The organism is Rhodococcus sp. JCM 9793 (genome assembly GCF_055380405.1).
In genome coordinates, this window is the sequence record NZ_AP043721.1 from 4,698,573 (window position 1) to 4,714,315 (window position 15,743).

Annotated in this window: 8 protein-coding genes; 5 read left to right on the forward strand and 3 right to left on the reverse strand. The window is 59.6% G+C overall.

Translation table 11 applies throughout. The features are described from left to right. Position 1: 1 nt before the first annotated feature. The 3 genes from ACZ46K_RS23805 (at position 2) to ACZ46K_RS23815 (ending at position 5,748) form a co-directional block, all read left to right on the forward strand. Positions 2–2,752 carry a DUF262 domain-containing protein gene (locus ACZ46K_RS23805; protein ID WP_464745098.1) on the forward strand — a complete coding sequence of 917 codons (2,751 nt, stop codon included), beginning with the start codon at positions 2–4 and terminating at the stop codon, positions 2,750–2,752. After that, positions 2,752–4,992, forward strand: coding sequence for a 3'-5' exonuclease (locus tag ACZ46K_RS23810; RefSeq protein ID WP_464745100.1), 2,241 nt, complete (start codon positions 2,752–2,754; stop codon positions 4,990–4,992). The genes ACZ46K_RS23805 and ACZ46K_RS23810 overlap by 1 nt, the downstream gene beginning before the upstream one ends. A 96-nt stretch (positions 4,993–5,088) precedes the next feature. After that, entirely contained in the window at positions 5,089–5,748 is a 660-nt protein-coding gene (locus ACZ46K_RS23815) for a hypothetical protein (RefSeq protein ID WP_464745102.1), read from the forward strand. A 101-nt stretch (positions 5,749–5,849) separates the two neighbouring features. Here the strand turns inward: ACZ46K_RS23815 and ACZ46K_RS23820 are convergent, their stop codons facing one another. After that, positions 5,850–12,539, reverse strand: coding sequence for a DUF3320 domain-containing protein (locus tag ACZ46K_RS23820; protein WP_464745104.1), 6,690 nt, complete (start codon positions 12,537–12,539; stop codon positions 5,850–5,852). A gap of 708 nt (positions 12,540–13,247) precedes the next feature. Here ACZ46K_RS23820 and ACZ46K_RS23825 point away from each other — a divergent pair. Together ACZ46K_RS23825 and ACZ46K_RS23830 are read left to right on the forward strand one after the other, a co-directional pair. After that, positions 13,248–13,454, forward strand: a complete 207-nt coding sequence (locus ACZ46K_RS23825; RefSeq protein WP_464745105.1) for a hypothetical protein — start codon at positions 13,248–13,250, stop codon at positions 13,452–13,454. A 59-nt stretch (positions 13,455–13,513) separates the two neighbouring features. After that, positions 13,514–14,311, forward strand: coding sequence for a restriction endonuclease (locus tag ACZ46K_RS23830; RefSeq protein ID WP_464745107.1), 798 nt, complete (start codon positions 13,514–13,516; stop codon positions 14,309–14,311). A gap of 9 nt (positions 14,312–14,320) precedes the next feature. Here ACZ46K_RS23830 and ACZ46K_RS23835 read toward each other — a convergent pair whose 3' ends face one another. Together ACZ46K_RS23835 and ACZ46K_RS23840 are read right to left on the reverse strand one after the other, a co-directional pair. Then, positions 14,321–15,070 carry a nucleotidyl transferase AbiEii/AbiGii toxin family protein gene (locus tag ACZ46K_RS23835; protein WP_464745108.1) on the reverse strand — a complete coding sequence of 250 codons (750 nt, stop codon included), beginning with the start codon at positions 15,068–15,070 and terminating at the stop codon, positions 14,321–14,323. Next, the gene (locus ACZ46K_RS23840) at positions 15,067–15,714 is read right to left on the reverse strand and encodes a type IV toxin-antitoxin system AbiEi family antitoxin (RefSeq protein ID WP_054804721.1); all 648 of its coding nucleotides are present in this window, start codon (positions 15,712–15,714) and stop codon (positions 15,067–15,069) included. Before ACZ46K_RS23840 ends, ACZ46K_RS23835 begins: the two co-directional genes overlap by 4 nt. Positions 15,715–15,743: the final 29 nt, after the last annotated feature.

Below are 15,743 nucleotides of genomic sequence, written 5' to 3' on the forward strand. Positions count from 1 at the left end.
AGTGAAGGGCAGTATCAGGCGAATCACCGAGCTGTTCGACGGCAACAGCAAGCACCTGCTGATCCCGGTGTACCAGCGCAACTACGACTGGAAGATCAAACACTGTGCCAGGCTGTTCGACGATCTGGTCGACATCATCCGCCAGGACCGAGAGACGCACTTCTTCGGCGCGATCGTGGGCAACCCGGAGACGTCCTTCACCTACGTCGTGATCGACGGCCAGCAGCGGCTGACCACCACGAGTTTGCTGATGCTTGCGCTGGTCCACTCACTCGATGAGGGCACCGTTTCTTCCAAGGATCCGAACCTGGCGTCGGACATCCGCGATAGTTTCCTCGTGCTCAAGGCCAAACACGAGGCGATCAAGTTCAAGCTCAAGCCGGTCAAGAACGACAACGACGCCTACAGCCGCCTGCTTCGCGCAGATACCCCGATCGAGTCATCCACCATCACCGCCAACTACCGGTACTTCCGCGAGCGTATCGCCGGGGGTGATCTCGATGGTGACCAGATCTGGGAGGCCATTTTCCGTCTCCAGGTGATGGCGTTGGACCTGGAAAAGCAGGACGATCCGCAACGGATCTTCGAGAGCATCAACTCCACTGGCCTCGAACTCAGCGAAGCCGACAAGATCCGCAACGTTGTGCTCATGCACCAGCCGAGCCACGAGCAAGAGGATCTGTACGAAAACTACTGGAACCGCATCGAGAGAGCGGTCGAGTACCGCACTGACTGGTTCATCCGTTTCTACCTGGTGTCGAAGACAGGCAAGACACCGCGACAGGACGGGGTGTACGAGGCGTTCCGCGAGTACCAGAAGAACGCCAAGGCAAACACCCGCGACATCCTCTCCGAGATGCGCGACTACGCCGACTACAGCCGCGAACTCAACACCGCCAGGACCGGAATCGCCGCCGCGGACAAGCGACTACGTCGCTTCAATATGGTCAAGCACGACGTGACACTGCCGCTGACCATGCCACTGCTCGGCGAGGTGAAGGCCGAAACAGTGACAGAGGAGGACTTCACCGAGGTAGTCGGAATCCTTGACTCTTACCTGTTCCGACGCTTCATCAGCGGTGTCCCGACCCACGGTCTCAACAAGATCTTCGCGACCCTGTACTCCGAGATTCATCGCCTCCGCGGCCAGGGCGACCGGTTCTCCGATGTCCTGGCGTATTCGCTGCGCCGACGGACTGCCTCTGGCCGGTTCCCCACCGACGATGAGTTCAAGGACTCCTTCGCCACCCGGAACTTGTACAACATAAAGGGCGAGAACCGCAGCTACCTGTTCGAGTGCCTCGAAAACAACTGGTCCAACGACACCCACGACATCGCCAAAGCGCTCGAGAGCCAATCGATCAGCATCGAGCACATCATGCCCCAGACGCTGACCACGGCGTGGCGGCAGGACCTGGGCCCCGATTCCGAGGAAATCCACGCAACCTGGTGCAATCGCATCGGCAACCTGACGGTAACCGGCTACAACTCCAGCTACTCCAACTCAGCGTTCGCGGACAAGAAGAAGCGCGACAACGGGTTCGACGCCTCACCGTATCGTCTCAATGCGCTGCTGAAGAGTTCGGATGTCTGGATGGTGACGCAGCTGGAGGAACGAACCCGGGAGCTGACCGGCATCGCGCTGAAGTACTGGCCGCTGCCATCCACGGACTTCGAGCCCTACGTGCCGCCGCTGCCTACCGTACCGATGGGCGACGACGAGTCCTTCACCAACCGCACCATCGTCTCGTTCGAGTTCGGCGACACACGCAAGACGGTCGCTAGCTGGAAGGTTGCGTACGTCGAGGTGATCCGCCTTCTCGTCGATGAACGCCGCGAAGAGGTCTTCGCGTACGCTTCCGAATCGAATGATCTGACGGTAGTCGATGATTCATACGAGATACCTTCCTGGGAATCCGCGGTGGTACCGGGACTGACACTGATGACGGCAAATTCCACCCGCTCGAAGCTGTCGACCCTGCGGAAGCTGTTCAACCACCTCGAGATCGACACCGACGATCTGGTGTTCACACTCCGCAATACCGAAACCACCGATCTCGAGGAGACCGTGGACGAACCCGGTCCGTATGCGGAGCTGACGAAGTTCCTTCCCAGCATGGTGGAACTCTCTTCTACCGTAGCCACTGACGAGGACAGTCGGGACCTCCGCGCCGAGTTCACCAAAGCGTTCGCAAAGTTCACCGTCGCGAACCCTCAGGCGGCGCTTCCAGGCAAGAACCTGCCCGACTTGGAGACCGAGGGCTTCATCGAAAAGGCAACGGCTGAGGAAATTCTCGCCGCCCTGAGCATGATGTTTCAGGTCGAGAGCATGATGCCTCAGTTCCACCGCCTGATCACCTCGGGAACGGTCGTGCGGTGGCTGACCGCACTGGCTTCAAATCCGTTGGAAATCGGTGATGGACACCGTGTCACCACTGGTAGCTGCGATGACACCGGCGCCCCAGCCTTGATCCCGCTAGCCTCGGAGTGGCAGGAACTTTTTGACGCCACTGTCTCCGACGATGAGAAGGAGCTGGTGACCGCACTCGCTGCAACCGGCCTTCCGATACCGACCGTCGGCTATGAGATCGACGGCGGCGAGGTTGTGGACTTCGCGTGGGATGACCTCCAAATAGGGGTGCTTCTCGACGCCGACGACAACACCGCACATGCGATGTCCGAAGCGGGTTGGACGCTGTGCCCGCCCGATGCCGCGCAAATCGCAGCAGTGATGAAGAACGGAGTGGTCTAGTGGCGAACCTTGTCATCGCGTCGAACACCAAGGCGATGAAGAAGCTCGACAAAGGCACCAAAGACAAGGTATGGGCGTTCATCGAAAAGCTCTCCGCCGACCACACCGCACCTGGCCTCCACATCGAGCCTCTCAACGCCGCCGTCGATCCGCGCGTCCGCACCGGCCGCGTGGACTTGCACTTCCGAGCAATCCTGTTCAAGGTCGACGACAAGCTTGGCGACGACCCCACCTTCATCTACATGGGAACCTGGCCGCATGACGAGGCCAACAAGCTGGCGGAACGTTCCCGCTTGCGGGTGAACCCGATCAACGGCGTCCTCGAAGGCATCGTCGGTGAACTCGATGGTGAAGAAGACCGCAAGAAGCGAACTGTCGTGCCCGATCCTCGAGGCGAGCTGAACCGAGCTGTGAAGGAACAGCCGAAGTCGTACCTCGGTGCAACGTTCAGTCTTTCGGACCTCACCGATCGCCTGGGCCTGAAACTCGACTTGGCCGAACGTGCACTGGCCGCCCCCGACGAGGACGCCGTTCTCGACATCGCAGCGAATGCAGTGGGATGGCAGGGCAGTGCTCTACTCGACCTTGCCACTGGCCTGCACATCGACTCGATCCGCGAGAAACACGGCTTCACCGACAGCCCCGTCGACGACACTCTCGACGAGGACGAGCAGATTCTGAAGGCGCTCGAACAGCCTGCGTCGAAGATGCAGTTCACGTTCGTCGAAGACAACGAGGAGCTTCGTCGCGTCATCGAGGGTGGCGACTTCGCGGCATGGCGGACGTTCTTGCATCCGGAGCAGCGCAAGTATGTCGAGCAGAACTTCAACGGTGCCTTCCGCCTGTCCGGTGGCGCCGGCACCGGCAAGACCGTGGTAGCGATCCATCGGGCTCGTCGCATGGCGAAGGCAGACCCGACCGCGCGGATTGTGCTCACCACCTACAACAAGACCCTTGCTGCTGATCTCAAGGCTGCATTGAAGACCCTCGACCCCGAGATTCCCGTTGCGGACCGCCCCGGCGAACCAGGGATCTACGTCGACGGCATCGACGCGCTCGGCTACGCAGTGCTCAACCAGACCGGCGACATCGGTGACGCTGCCGAAGCTGTACTCGGATATCGCACAGAACTCACCCACCAGAGAACTTCCACCGACAAGCTGTGGCGCGAGGTCGCGCAGTCGGTCAGCAGTGGGCTCGATCCGAAACTCGCAACACCCGGGTTCCTCGAGAACGAGTATGTGGCTGTGGTTCTCGCCAACAAGGTGACGACGCTCGAACAGTACGCAAAGGTCGCACGTCCGGGCCGGGGCGTGCGCCTGACCCGCCCACAACGCATCGCTGTTTGGAAGCTCGTCGAGGCATTCAGAAGGCAGAGCCGCATGGACGGCAGCCTGAGCTTCCCGGAGATTCTTGCGCTCGCCGCCGAACAACTACGGCTGCGCGCCGAAGCCGGCAATGACTTCATCGCTGACCATGTACTCATCGACGAAGCTCAAGACCTGCACGCAACGCACTGGGCTCTACTTCGCAGTCTGGTCGCGGAAGGTCCGAACGACCTGTTCATCGCCGAAGACTCCCACCAGCGGATCTACGGACAGCCCGTCGTGCTCGGGCGGCTCGGTATCAAGATTGTGGGGCGCGCCCGGCGATTGACACTCAACTACCGCACCACGGCGCAGAACCTGCACTTCGCTGTGAGCGTTCTCGCCGGGGCGGAGTACAAGGACCTCGAACAGGGCGAAGAATCGACGACGGAATACAGGTCTGCTCGGTTGGGTCCGGATCCGCAGTTGGTCGAGTGTAAAGATCCCGCAGACGAACTGGACCAGGTCGCAGCTTTGATTCGCGGCTGGATCGAACCCGACGACGAGGAGACCAAGGTCGACCCGTCGACCATCGCTGTCCTTACACGCGGTCAGAACGATCGTAGCCAGTTCGTTCGGGCACTCGGCGAGCGTGGTATCGAAGCGCGCGCGCTGGACAAGAACCCTGCAACCTCTGGACACGTGCAGGTCCTCACAATGCACCGCGCGAAGGGCATGGAGTTCTCACGCGTCATCCTTGCCGGCGTAGACCATGCGCATGTCCCCTCCGCCGCAACGCTCCGGTCTGTGCCGGTGGAAGAACAGGCCGAAGCGCTTCTGCGAGAGCGGTCTCTGCTGTATGTCGCGGCCAGCCGTGCGCGAGATGCGTTGGTGGTGACGTGGAGTGGGAGGCGGTCGGAGTTGCTGGGATAGACAATGCACACGGTAAGACAGGTTTGCGGGTCAACGGCGCGCTCCAACTGGGTTCACACCCTTGGCTCACCAATAGAACACTAGGAATCAAGGACCGTGCCGAGTTCATCTCAAATCGATATCACCGATCAACTGGGACGCATGAGAACGCCCATAGCGTTGATTGCTTTCGGACTACTGGCCGCACTCGCGAGCATCACAGTGAGCGTGGTGTTCCTGTTCTTACTTCTCCCTCTCATCGTGGTTTCCATAGCTATGCTGATCCGAGGTGCCGTGCTGTGGTACATACACAGAAACCCGCCTCAACCACAGAAGCCCCGTGCCAAGAAGGCGAAGCGCGATAGGCTGCCGTGGGCACCAGCGAAGCAAGTTCCACTGCTTGCCACCCACTGCCTGATTTGCGGTCGTGCACTGACGAACCCACAAAGCATGCGCGCACGGGTTGGCTCAACTTGCATCAAAACCCACGGCCCTCGGTATGCCACTGTGCCGAACCCAGCATACGAGGAGTGGCAGAGATTGCAGGCTGCAGCCGAGGCCAAGCGAGCCACAGAGCAGGTACAAATTGATGCTCAGCATCAGGCCTCACTCGTCGAATACAAACTGCTCCTGCTCAACTGGGAGCGCGAAACTGCAAGCCCAGAAGGATTGTCCCGAAGCAAGAATCGAAACCAAGGCAGCAGGCTGTTTGGCGTTGGCACCGCAGCGACGGTCACCATAGCTGCATTAGGCGTTCTTTCAATTTACCTGACTTAGCGGGTCTTGTGATTTGTAGAGCAAAGCATTCATTCACCTCAACCTGAATGAGTGTCCGCCCAGGCAATGCGCGACACTGCATGCTGCCGCTCGTCATCGACCTAAACCAAAGATATGTAACCACTTTCAGATTCCACGACAACACCCTGTTCCATCAACCAGTCAAGGTCCCGTGTCAACGCCGCTTTGATATCAGACCCCGTTCTCGCCCAGCCGAAGAAACGCGCAACCTCCCGCAGCAACTCATTACGCGAGATCCCTGGACTATCTGCCACAACATGCTCCAGAGCAAACTGCCGTTCAATTGCGGGCACTTGAGCAACTTTTCGGAGACACTGAGGAGTAGGAGTGCGTGCAGCATCGATCTCCCGATCTGGGAGGTTGTATGCCGAACCGACTCGAACGATGAGCTCCTTCTTGACTAAGGCCTTCAGGACGGCGCGGATCCGTTGCTGAATGACTTGTCCCGACTTGGACAGTGTCCACGCGGTCCGCACTCGTATGAATATGAGATCCTCCTCGATCGGCCCTTCACGGTCGAGCACCTTCAGCACAACCGCGGCGATCACACTCGCAGATCCACTTTCTTGCAGATCGACCCAATGGCCAACGGACTCATTGACTGCTGCGTGTCGAGTCTCCCAAAGCTCATCGTTCCCGACAGATTCATAGCCACGCGCCCATTCGGAAACAACTTCCTCCACAGGAACGAACTCGATAACTCGCGGGCCATTAGGGGTCGCGCCTTGCAGAGCAACACCCGTTTCAGCTTGAGCATTGGCCTCTGGCTGGGTGGGATCGGGAAGATCGCTCGCGGCGTTCGGATCAAGGGCACACGCAGCTTCAACTGCCTCTCGGAGACGCGCCGTCGCAGCTGGTCGATTTCGGTACCAGTCGGTACCCCAAATCCGGTGGAGCTTCCAGCCAAGATCCCTGAGGACGGATTCGCGAAGCCGGTCTCGGTCTCGAGCTGCGCGCGACGAGTGATACATCGCGCCGTCGCATTCGATTCCCAAGGCATACGTTCCAGGAGCCTCGGGGTGACGGACTGCCATATCAATCCTGAAACCTGCGACACCCACCTGCGGTTGCACCGCATATCCCCATTCACTTAGAACATCGAGAACCTCTTGCTCAAAGGGACTCTCCGGAACTGCGTCAGGATCTGCCGGCTGAGTGGCAAGGATGTGCGCGCCCCGTTCAGCGTATTCCAGATATCGTTTCAGGTGCTGGACGCTCCTATTAGTACTGTCCGGCAGCTGATTACCCCTGAAGGAGGACACAACTTCCATTCGCCGACGTGCGCGTGTGACAGCAACGTTCAGTCGTCGCCAACCTGCTTCTCTATTGATGGGCCCGAACTCGGACCTAAGGCGACCCTGCACATCAGGGCCGTATCCAACAGACAGAATGATGACGTCACGCTCATCGCCCTGGACGGTCTCGAGATTCTTAACGAAGAATCCACCCAAACGATCATCAGTGAAGAACTGCGCGAGTTCAGGTCGCGTCTTCCTTGCCTGCTCAACAGCTTCCTCGACCGCTTCGGCCTGCGCCTTCGACAAGGCGACCACACCGAGGGTCAGATTCGGCCGAGTCGCAAAGTGGTGAAGGACCCGTTCGGCCACGTAAGCCGCTTCGACCTGGTTGTCCCGACGTCCGCCACGGTCGTATACGCCGTCGACCTTGAAGAACTGGACTCCGATGTCATGACCGTTCTCGCGTGCGCTTGGGAACGTAACCATGGAGTTGTCGTAGAATTCAAAGTTGCTGAAGGCGATCAGATTTTCGTGTCGACTCCGGTAGTGCCACCGAAGCGGGAGCGAACGAAGGACCCCGCTCGCCTTGCAACCGTCCAAGATCGACTCAAAACTGACATCGTCCTCATCCCATCCATCGTCGTCGTCGCTGTCAGTTGCCGCACTGAAGAACGATGTCGGCGGTAGCTGGCGTGCATCACCTGCGACGACGAGCGCGTCGCCGCGATAGATCGAGTTCACCGCATCCTGAGGCAGCACCTGCGAAGCCTCGTCAAAAATGACCACGTCGAATCGATAGTCCGCCGACAAGAACTGACTGACAGTGAGCGGGCTCATCATGAAACATGGCTTGATGAGGCGAACGACATCACGCGTCTCGTCAAGGAGTCTTCTGACCGGCATATGGCGCCGCTGCTTCTCAGCTTCCCGACGGAGTGCCGCTGCCTGTCCGACGTTTGTCTTTCGTGGCCGACGCGCATTACAGGCGACAATCACGTCGGCGTGTGAGCTCTCAACCAACCGGAGGTCAAGATGTTGAAACTGCGTCACAAGATTGTCCCGATCACTCGCTCTGTGAGGTTTGAGTCTCTCGTCAACCGCGAGTTGGCGCTCAACCCAGGCGACGAGAACTGCCCTTTCGACAGCAGACGGGAACTCGCGGTCTGATACACCGCGCCGAGCAAGCTGCGATGGCAATCCGTCCAAGTGGTACTTGCTGAGAACGACAAGAGCATCGGTACAGCTCACCCATGTTTCCGGCCCAAATGGGTCGCTCTCGAGTAGGTCAAGCACCGCCACCGCATGGACCAACGTACTGGAAAGCTCGCCATCAAGCTCCCGACGACGCTCCTTCTGGAAACACTCGAGGAGGCTCGTTCTCTGCTGCCGCCAGTCCTCAAGATGCCTCTGCAACGAGGCGTCCGGATCCGTTGTGAGCATCAGCAGCGCGAGAGGGTCGTCTACAGGCCTCGATACACCGTCGTTCGCAGACCTTCGGACCGATCGGGCCCACTCGACAGCGTCGCGGATCCGTACGGGATCGGTGACAATTCCTTCGTGCAAAGACTCAAGAAGAGCTTTGTGCTGCTCATGACCCGCCAAGAAGGCCTCTTCTGATTCACGCGCCTTCGATACTGCGGAAACTATCGAACGCGCCTCCTTGACTGTAAGATTCGCGGCTCCATCGACTACTCTTCCCACCGCGCGCAATAGTTCGGCGACTTCCGACAAAGGCTCCAAGTGATTGCGGAACCACTTCGCCGCGTCATCGGCTGGCATGGCCAGCAAGGCAGCGCCCGCGCTTTCCAGCTCAGGGCGACAGACCATTCGCTCCCATACCGCAAGCCGACCGAGGAGATCTTGCCCGATCCTCTGCAGTTCCGCTGTTGCAGGTCCACCGGCCAGCGCCGAAACCAGCTTCACACGCTGCTGAGGGTCAGAGAGAGTAGCCGGCGCCAATCGAGCAGCTGATTCGGCTACTTCGAGCGCCTCCGAAAGTCGCACTACATCTGGATTACCCTGTGGAGCGTAGCCATCAAGAAATTCGATCCTTTGGATGGATGCACGACATTCGGGCTGGCGAGCGAGCTTCTCGAGAGCACCTTTAATGAGGCGGCCAGCAGATCCGTGCCCTGCCAAGGTAAGAACTGGCGTCCCGTCCGGCGAGACGAGTGAAGTATCGAGCCCGTCGTACAACGGTCCGAGCAATTCTCGATCCTGAGACTCCGCAGCTTGAAACCTCTCCCCTTTCACCCGAGCATCATGCGCGTACGCGATGGCAGCCCTGACCGTACCAAGCGAATGCTCCTGGGCATCAGGTGCGAAGCGGCCGATTGTCGGCTGCGCCATTTCGATAAGTTCAGAGGCGAGATGCAGCGGTTCAGCGTGAGCGCTTGCCCAGTACGCGGCGCGCCCAAGAGAGACGCCCAAGAGTTCAGGGGATTTCTCAGCAAGTTCCGGATATTCGAGCGCTTTCCTCCACGCGCCCAGCAGCTCCTTCAGCTGAGCCGCGTTATCGAGCAACACAGGGTCGAGTGCACCTCCGTCGCGCAACTCGCCCGCAATAGATTCTCTTCCTACCGGATTCGCGACAGCAATCGGTGCAAGGCGATGGACCGCTTCCGCGTGAGCCAACGCCGAGATAAGCGAATCGGTGTCCGCACTCACGCACTGCGGGTCCACGAATCGCCCAAGCAAAGCGCCATGCAAATCGCATAAAGCGCCAAGGCTCTGGCGTGCGGCGTACCACTCCAATGCACTGGGTAAGGCATCGTAGTGGTCCCCTCGCCAGGTGCCGTGGACAGTACTCGCTGCGATCAGGTTCCTGTCTGCCCGAACCTGTTTGGAGAAGAACGATCCGATGCCACGAGGTCCTTCATCAAGGCGAGAAATCACGTCCGGGAGATCAGGTACCTCGACGATGGTCGGTAGGAATATGTCGCTCCCGTGTGATTCAGCCGCAGACAACCGGTCGACCGCCGCAGTCACATCCGCGACCGCTTCCCGTACCTGCTCGAGGACTTCGACGTCGAACCATTGCTTCAACGCTCGATCTGGGATCGAACTAACCTCGACAAGTTCAACGAGCGCTTCAGCCGCCCCGACCGAATCAGGATCAGGGCAGCCCAAACGGTCAGCCATCGCGCCCGCCAAGACCTCGCCTTCTTCGAGCAGCGATACTGCCCCCGCGAGCACATCCTGAATACGACCGAGCTGTTTGCGGCTGAACGGCTCGAGGCCCAACCCCGGCGGATGTAGTTCCACGAGCGCCAACTCGGGCGCTGGCCGTACTGCGGTGAGTGACTTTTCAACCTGATGCCACTGGGGACCCGCCGACTGAACCGCTCGTTCAATTGCTCGAATCGCAAGGTCACGCCTGGTTATGAATGCATCAATTCTTTCTGCCATCAGTTCCACGGCCGCGTGATGTGCCTTGCTCGCACCGTTTGGAGTGAGCCACTGACCAAGCGGCCGATGTTCGGTGGCGGTGAGTTCGATGACTTCGCAAATCCTGTAGGCCCCTTCTGCATCCTGCGGATGCTCGAGCCCAAGCAGGTCTGCGAGCTGGATGATGAGTCCGTGCGTCCGCTCCAACTGTTCGGCTACTTCACGAAAGCTGACCGCGGTCGCTCGGGCCTGGCGTTCGTCCAACCCTCGCAGATCCAGCGCCTTGGGCGACATCGCCGATAGGGCGTCTTCTGCCGCGCTGCTACCCGCTGCGAATCGGGGCGGCAATTCCTGCCAGCGCGCGCCACCGACCGATTGTGCTTCGAGAAGCGCACTCTGAGCAGTCTCCAGTTCTGCCAAGAATTTATCCGTGCGGTTTTCAACCACGTCAGAGAAGTCGTGCGTAGTTAACCACTGCTGTGGAACCGGGAGCCTCGAACGCACCAAGATGAGCATGTTGACCAATCGCTCGACATCACGTTCGTCGCGCATACGAAGTTCGGATCCTGCCGACTCACGGAATTTGTCGACCGTTCTCACTAGTTCCCCGAGCGCGGTTTTGGCTTGGGTAAGCGCTGGCCTTGCGTTCCCAACGTCCCGACGCACATCTCTCCATGGGAATTTAGGGTCCGCGATTGCAGCCCACCCCCTCGAAATCACCTCGGTCGCCGCAATGATGCTGTCCAGGTCCCGGCTACCGAGTTCCTCCACTCGGAAGCCGCTGTCTGAAGTGGACGGGTCGGTGTATGCAATCGTGGTTCCGGAAAGGACCCCAATCCTGCCGATCACATCGTGAAGGGTCCTCCCCAACCGATCACGAGTCTCGTTCATAGCGTCGGCGTACCCGGTGAGCGCTTCACGCGCCTCTCGCACCTCCATCTTTGCAACGTCCGTCAACCCTGAAGCCCGAGGTTCCTCGTCCAACGCACGGCCTAGTTCCTTGGCGACCGCACCTCGACTCGCAGAATTACTATGCAATGCCAGGACATATGAACCCAGTCCAACCGCGCGAAGACGGTCAAGAACCACATCGAGGGCTGCGGCCTTCTCACTCACGAACAACACGCTTCGACCAGCATGGATCAGCCCTGCAATCATGTTGGCGATCGTCTGACTCTTGCCGGTGCCCGGAGGGCCATCCATCACGAATGAATTGCCCGCCACCGCCGCAGCGATCGCTTGCCGTTGCGACGAATCAGCGTCCAAAACGAGTGGGCTTTCCTCCGGAGGTGCAAGCTCATCGATGCGGTCGAGCTGAACTTCCTCGAAGTCAAAACGGTCGGCTGCCAATTTTGCAGCGGGACCGAGTGCAACAGCCTTGATGAGGTCGCTACGCATGACCTCCTTTTCGTTCTCCAATAGGTCCTGGTACATGGACTCCTTATGCGACGCGAACTGCCCTAGGACCACGCGCTCCGTCACCTGCCAACCTGCTTTTCCGGCAACGCACGACCTCGCTGCGGCCATCACCGAGTTCACGTCCGTCGGATCCAGCTCCCCGACAGGCGACCAGTCGATATGGAACTGTTCCAGCTTCACTGGCAATGCAGGATTGAGCTTCGGTTCCGCATCCTCATTGAGAACGAGCCGGATCCGACCGTTCGCAGTGCGCTCGAGTGACGCCGGAAATAGTACGAGGGGAGCATCACTTCCCGCTTCCGCACCATCTTCTCGCCAGTTGAGCATTCCGACGCCCAACTGAAGTGTCCAAATGCCGTAGTCATTGAAGACCTGAGTCGACTTCTTCCGAAGATTGCTTTGTGCTCGCAACAGAGCGGGTGCAGTCGTCTTCTGGGTCACAACCCGCTGGTTCTTACCTGTTGTATCGGGGACGATCCGCTGGCCTGGTTCAGATTCTTCCTCCGGAAGGTGCTCGAAATCCCATCCGCGTTCAAGGCCCGCGACGAGTGCAACGGCAGAAGGATGTGTGATCTCCAGCGTTGCCGCGCGCGTGTGGCGGAAGTTCAACAGGCGGTTTCGACCGCTCAAGTCCACCAGAGAAGTGCGCCATTTGGCGACCACACCGCTCAGGCGCTCGGCGTCGTCCACAGGTTCGCTCGAAGTTGCCACACTCATCACTGCCATCTTCTATCGTTCGTGAAGCCACGCGAACGCCGCGCTTGGCTTGCCGGAGGTATGTACGGAAGCCTTGTGAAGGACTTCCATAAGCGGTCGTCAGCTGGAACGTGTTGGGGCGCCGTCTTCGATCGAAGGCGCCAACCGTCCGTCCTGGCGCCTACGGAATGCGTGCACCCAATGCTCCTAACCGAGTTGCTGACTGACGCATGCCAGCAAGCCCACGCGCGTGCTGGCGGTTGAATCGCTCACGACGACCTCCTTGCCATCTCTCGTCGGTAGTTCATTATTTCGGACATTCTTCCTAATCGCTCCGACATGGTGGAATTCGACCCTCGCCTTCGCTGTCTCGCGTAACGGAGACCCTGCGGGGCGCGATAAACTCTCTCACTCTCAGATTCGCGCCAGGTTCTTCACCGCACCTACCCATGCCGCTGGTAGGCCACCCGACATGCCTTTGTCACAAGCGGTCATCCCAACCAACATCGATCTTTGCTGAGTACCGTGCGCCAGTCCGTGAACCGCCCTGGACCGGGTTGAGACTTTGATGTGCACCAGACCCGGGTCGATTCACGATGACGTTGGGCGAACACTGCGATGGTCAAGGACATCGACGCTAGCTGTTCCGGGCTCGGTCGCCCCAGCCCTCGAAGCAAAGATTCACAGCCAACCCAGCCGCCGGCCACGGCCCACGTCTGGACGCATATGGTTCACATCATGCATGGGATCGACGCTGAGACGGGAACAGGCAAAATGACGGTCTGGGGAATCCACAACGACACGCTGACCGAAGAGCTTGTGAACGAGGGCTTCGTCAGCATCGGTTGGGACGAGATCGGGACCTTCATCAGATCCCTGGTGGACGTGACGAACTCAAACAACGGCTCGTCACCGATCGGCCCGACAGTAAGCCGGGGGCGGTAGCCAATTGGGCGGGCATCCTGTACAAGGTCGGTCACGAGATCAAGCCAGGCGATGTCATTGTGGCGCCGTACAAGCCGGACAGTACGATAAATATCGGCGTAGTGACCAGTGGTTACTACTATGAAAGTTCGGCGCCTACTCACCGTCACCGTGTGCGAGTCGAGTGGAAGAAGACCGGATTGTCACGAACCGTCTTCACTCAGCCTGCGTTGTACGAAATCGGATCAGCATTGACTCTGTTTCGAATCAAGACACATACAGCAGAGTTTCTCGCCGCACTCGAAACCGATGCTGCAGTCGACGATGTCGACACCGTCACCCGTGTCGTCGATGATGCCGCCGCCCAGCGTTCACAAGACGAACCCTCCGAAGAGCCTCGCGCTTCCAGGATCGAACGGCACACCCGGGATTTCATACTGGAGTCGTTGAGCACCAAGCTGACTCACCGGCAATTCGAGGAATTCACCGCAGACTTACTCAGAGCAATGGGATACCAAGCTCGAGTCACGGCCTACTCCCAGGACGGCGGCGTCGACGTGATCGCACACAAAGACCCTCTCGGAGTCGAACCGCCTCAGATCAAGGTCCAATGCAAACATCGCACCAACACCACCGGTGCGCCCGAAGTTCAGCAACTGATCGGTAGCCAAGGAGACGGGGAACTTGCCTTGTTCGTCGCGCTGGGCGCATATAGCCGCGATGCTTTGATGATCGAACGGCAGCGCTCCGGCCTGCGTCTACTCTCAGGCGAAGACGTAGTCACCCTTGTCCTCGACCATTACGAGACCCTTCCCGATCATTGGCGGTCGGTAATTCCTCTGACTTCACTGCTGGTCGTTGCGGATGCCGCCGACTAGAAGCAACCATCAGTGCGCGGCGCGCGCCCACGCGTCACGGACAATGACAAGCGTCTCGGATGCAGTCCTGGTCAGACGAGTCTGACCAGCAAGTTGAGACCGCCAGTCCGCTTCGCTGGGTGGCTGCTCGAACAGATGCGTTCCTGGCATCCTGTTCGTCGGACCGTAATTACGGAACAACCTAGCGGCCTCCGCATCGATCGCTCCGATCTCGGCCAGTGCGCACAGATCCCACAGGTCGCGCGGAGCACGTCGATCGTGCCATGTCGCGGTCTTTGCCGCCGCAAAGGCAGACCGCGTAGGCACGATCAACATCGCCTGGGGTGCGTCGCTGTAGCGCTGTTCCAGATCTCGGGATTCCGCAGGCCACACAGTGCGGTCTCGCGAGGACAGCAACTGGATCTTGACAGAAAGGCCACTGGCGGTGCGGAGATTCGCTGCCTGGGTGTCTTTGACGACAGAAAGCGCCGGATCCCAAACCAATCGACCGTGAGTCCGCGCGACAGCGCGCTCAAGCGCAGCATCGAGTTTAGCAGCCAACTCCGTGCGGTTACCTAAAGCTACGAGGTCGATGTCTTCGCTGAGACGCCCATGCGGGAGATAGGTGCGTGCGAGCGCAGTTCCGCCGATGAAGTGCAGGTGGTCGACGAATCGTCCTGCAATCGCGGCGAGCAGATGGGAGATGAGGTGGTCGCGTTCCACCTGCTCCGCCGAGACCCCGAACTGCGCAGCAACAGCGTCACGTTCGTCGAGGTTCATGAACGTATTCCTACCCAAGACTCAGCACGACGCAATGCTGAAACGAGGCGCTGCGGCACCGCAAGCTGTTCGAGCCGTTCAGGATCACTGCGGCTGTAGAGATTTACGGTCGCAGCGGGAACCTCATCTTCTGCATTACCGAGAAACGGGCGACGGGCGAGATCGAGCACTGTCTGTTCGGGAGTAGTGACAAGCGTAGGCCCGAGTGATGTCTCCACACGTTCCGCATCGAGCGAGTCCGTATCACGCTGCACGAACCGGACCGTAGCGTCGCGGTCGCTCAATTCTATGGGCCGGTGCGCACGGGGAACGGCGACGACGGCAGTGGCCAGTGCACGTGGGATCGCGCCGAGAACCCGTGCAGCGCTGACACCCATCAGCACCGCGTGGTCTGCTCCGTAGATCGTCGACGCGACCCCCGCGGCCGCAGCCTCGAGGTCGGGAAGCCACCGTCGTCCCACCTGCTCTTGCGGGACAACGATGTAGTAGCCCGGCGCGACCCTGTGCAGCAGGCCCCTGTCAGTGAGCCGCGACAGTTCCGGCCGCGGGTGCGCGTACACGTGAGCTACGTCCTGAGGACGGAACGTTCGCATGACGGATCGCGCCAACTCCGCCGGCAGGGGCGTTCCTCTCACCACACTCACGGCCCACCCGCCTTTCAGTGTGCGTTTCG

What these genes read in the sequence shown, in the direction of transcription:
- ACZ46K_RS23835 (WP_464745108.1), bottom strand. Translation starts at nt 15,070, where the DNA reads ATGAACCTCGACGAACGTGACGCTGTTGCTGCGCAGTTCGGGGTCTCG.
- ACZ46K_RS23825 (WP_464745105.1), top strand. Translation starts at nt 13,248, where the DNA reads ATGCATGGGATCGACGCTGAGACGGGAACAGGCAAAATGACGGTCTGG.
- ACZ46K_RS23820 (WP_464745104.1), bottom strand. Translation starts at nt 12,539, where the DNA reads ATGGCAGTGATGAGTGTGGCAACTTCGAGCGAACCTGTGGACGACGCC.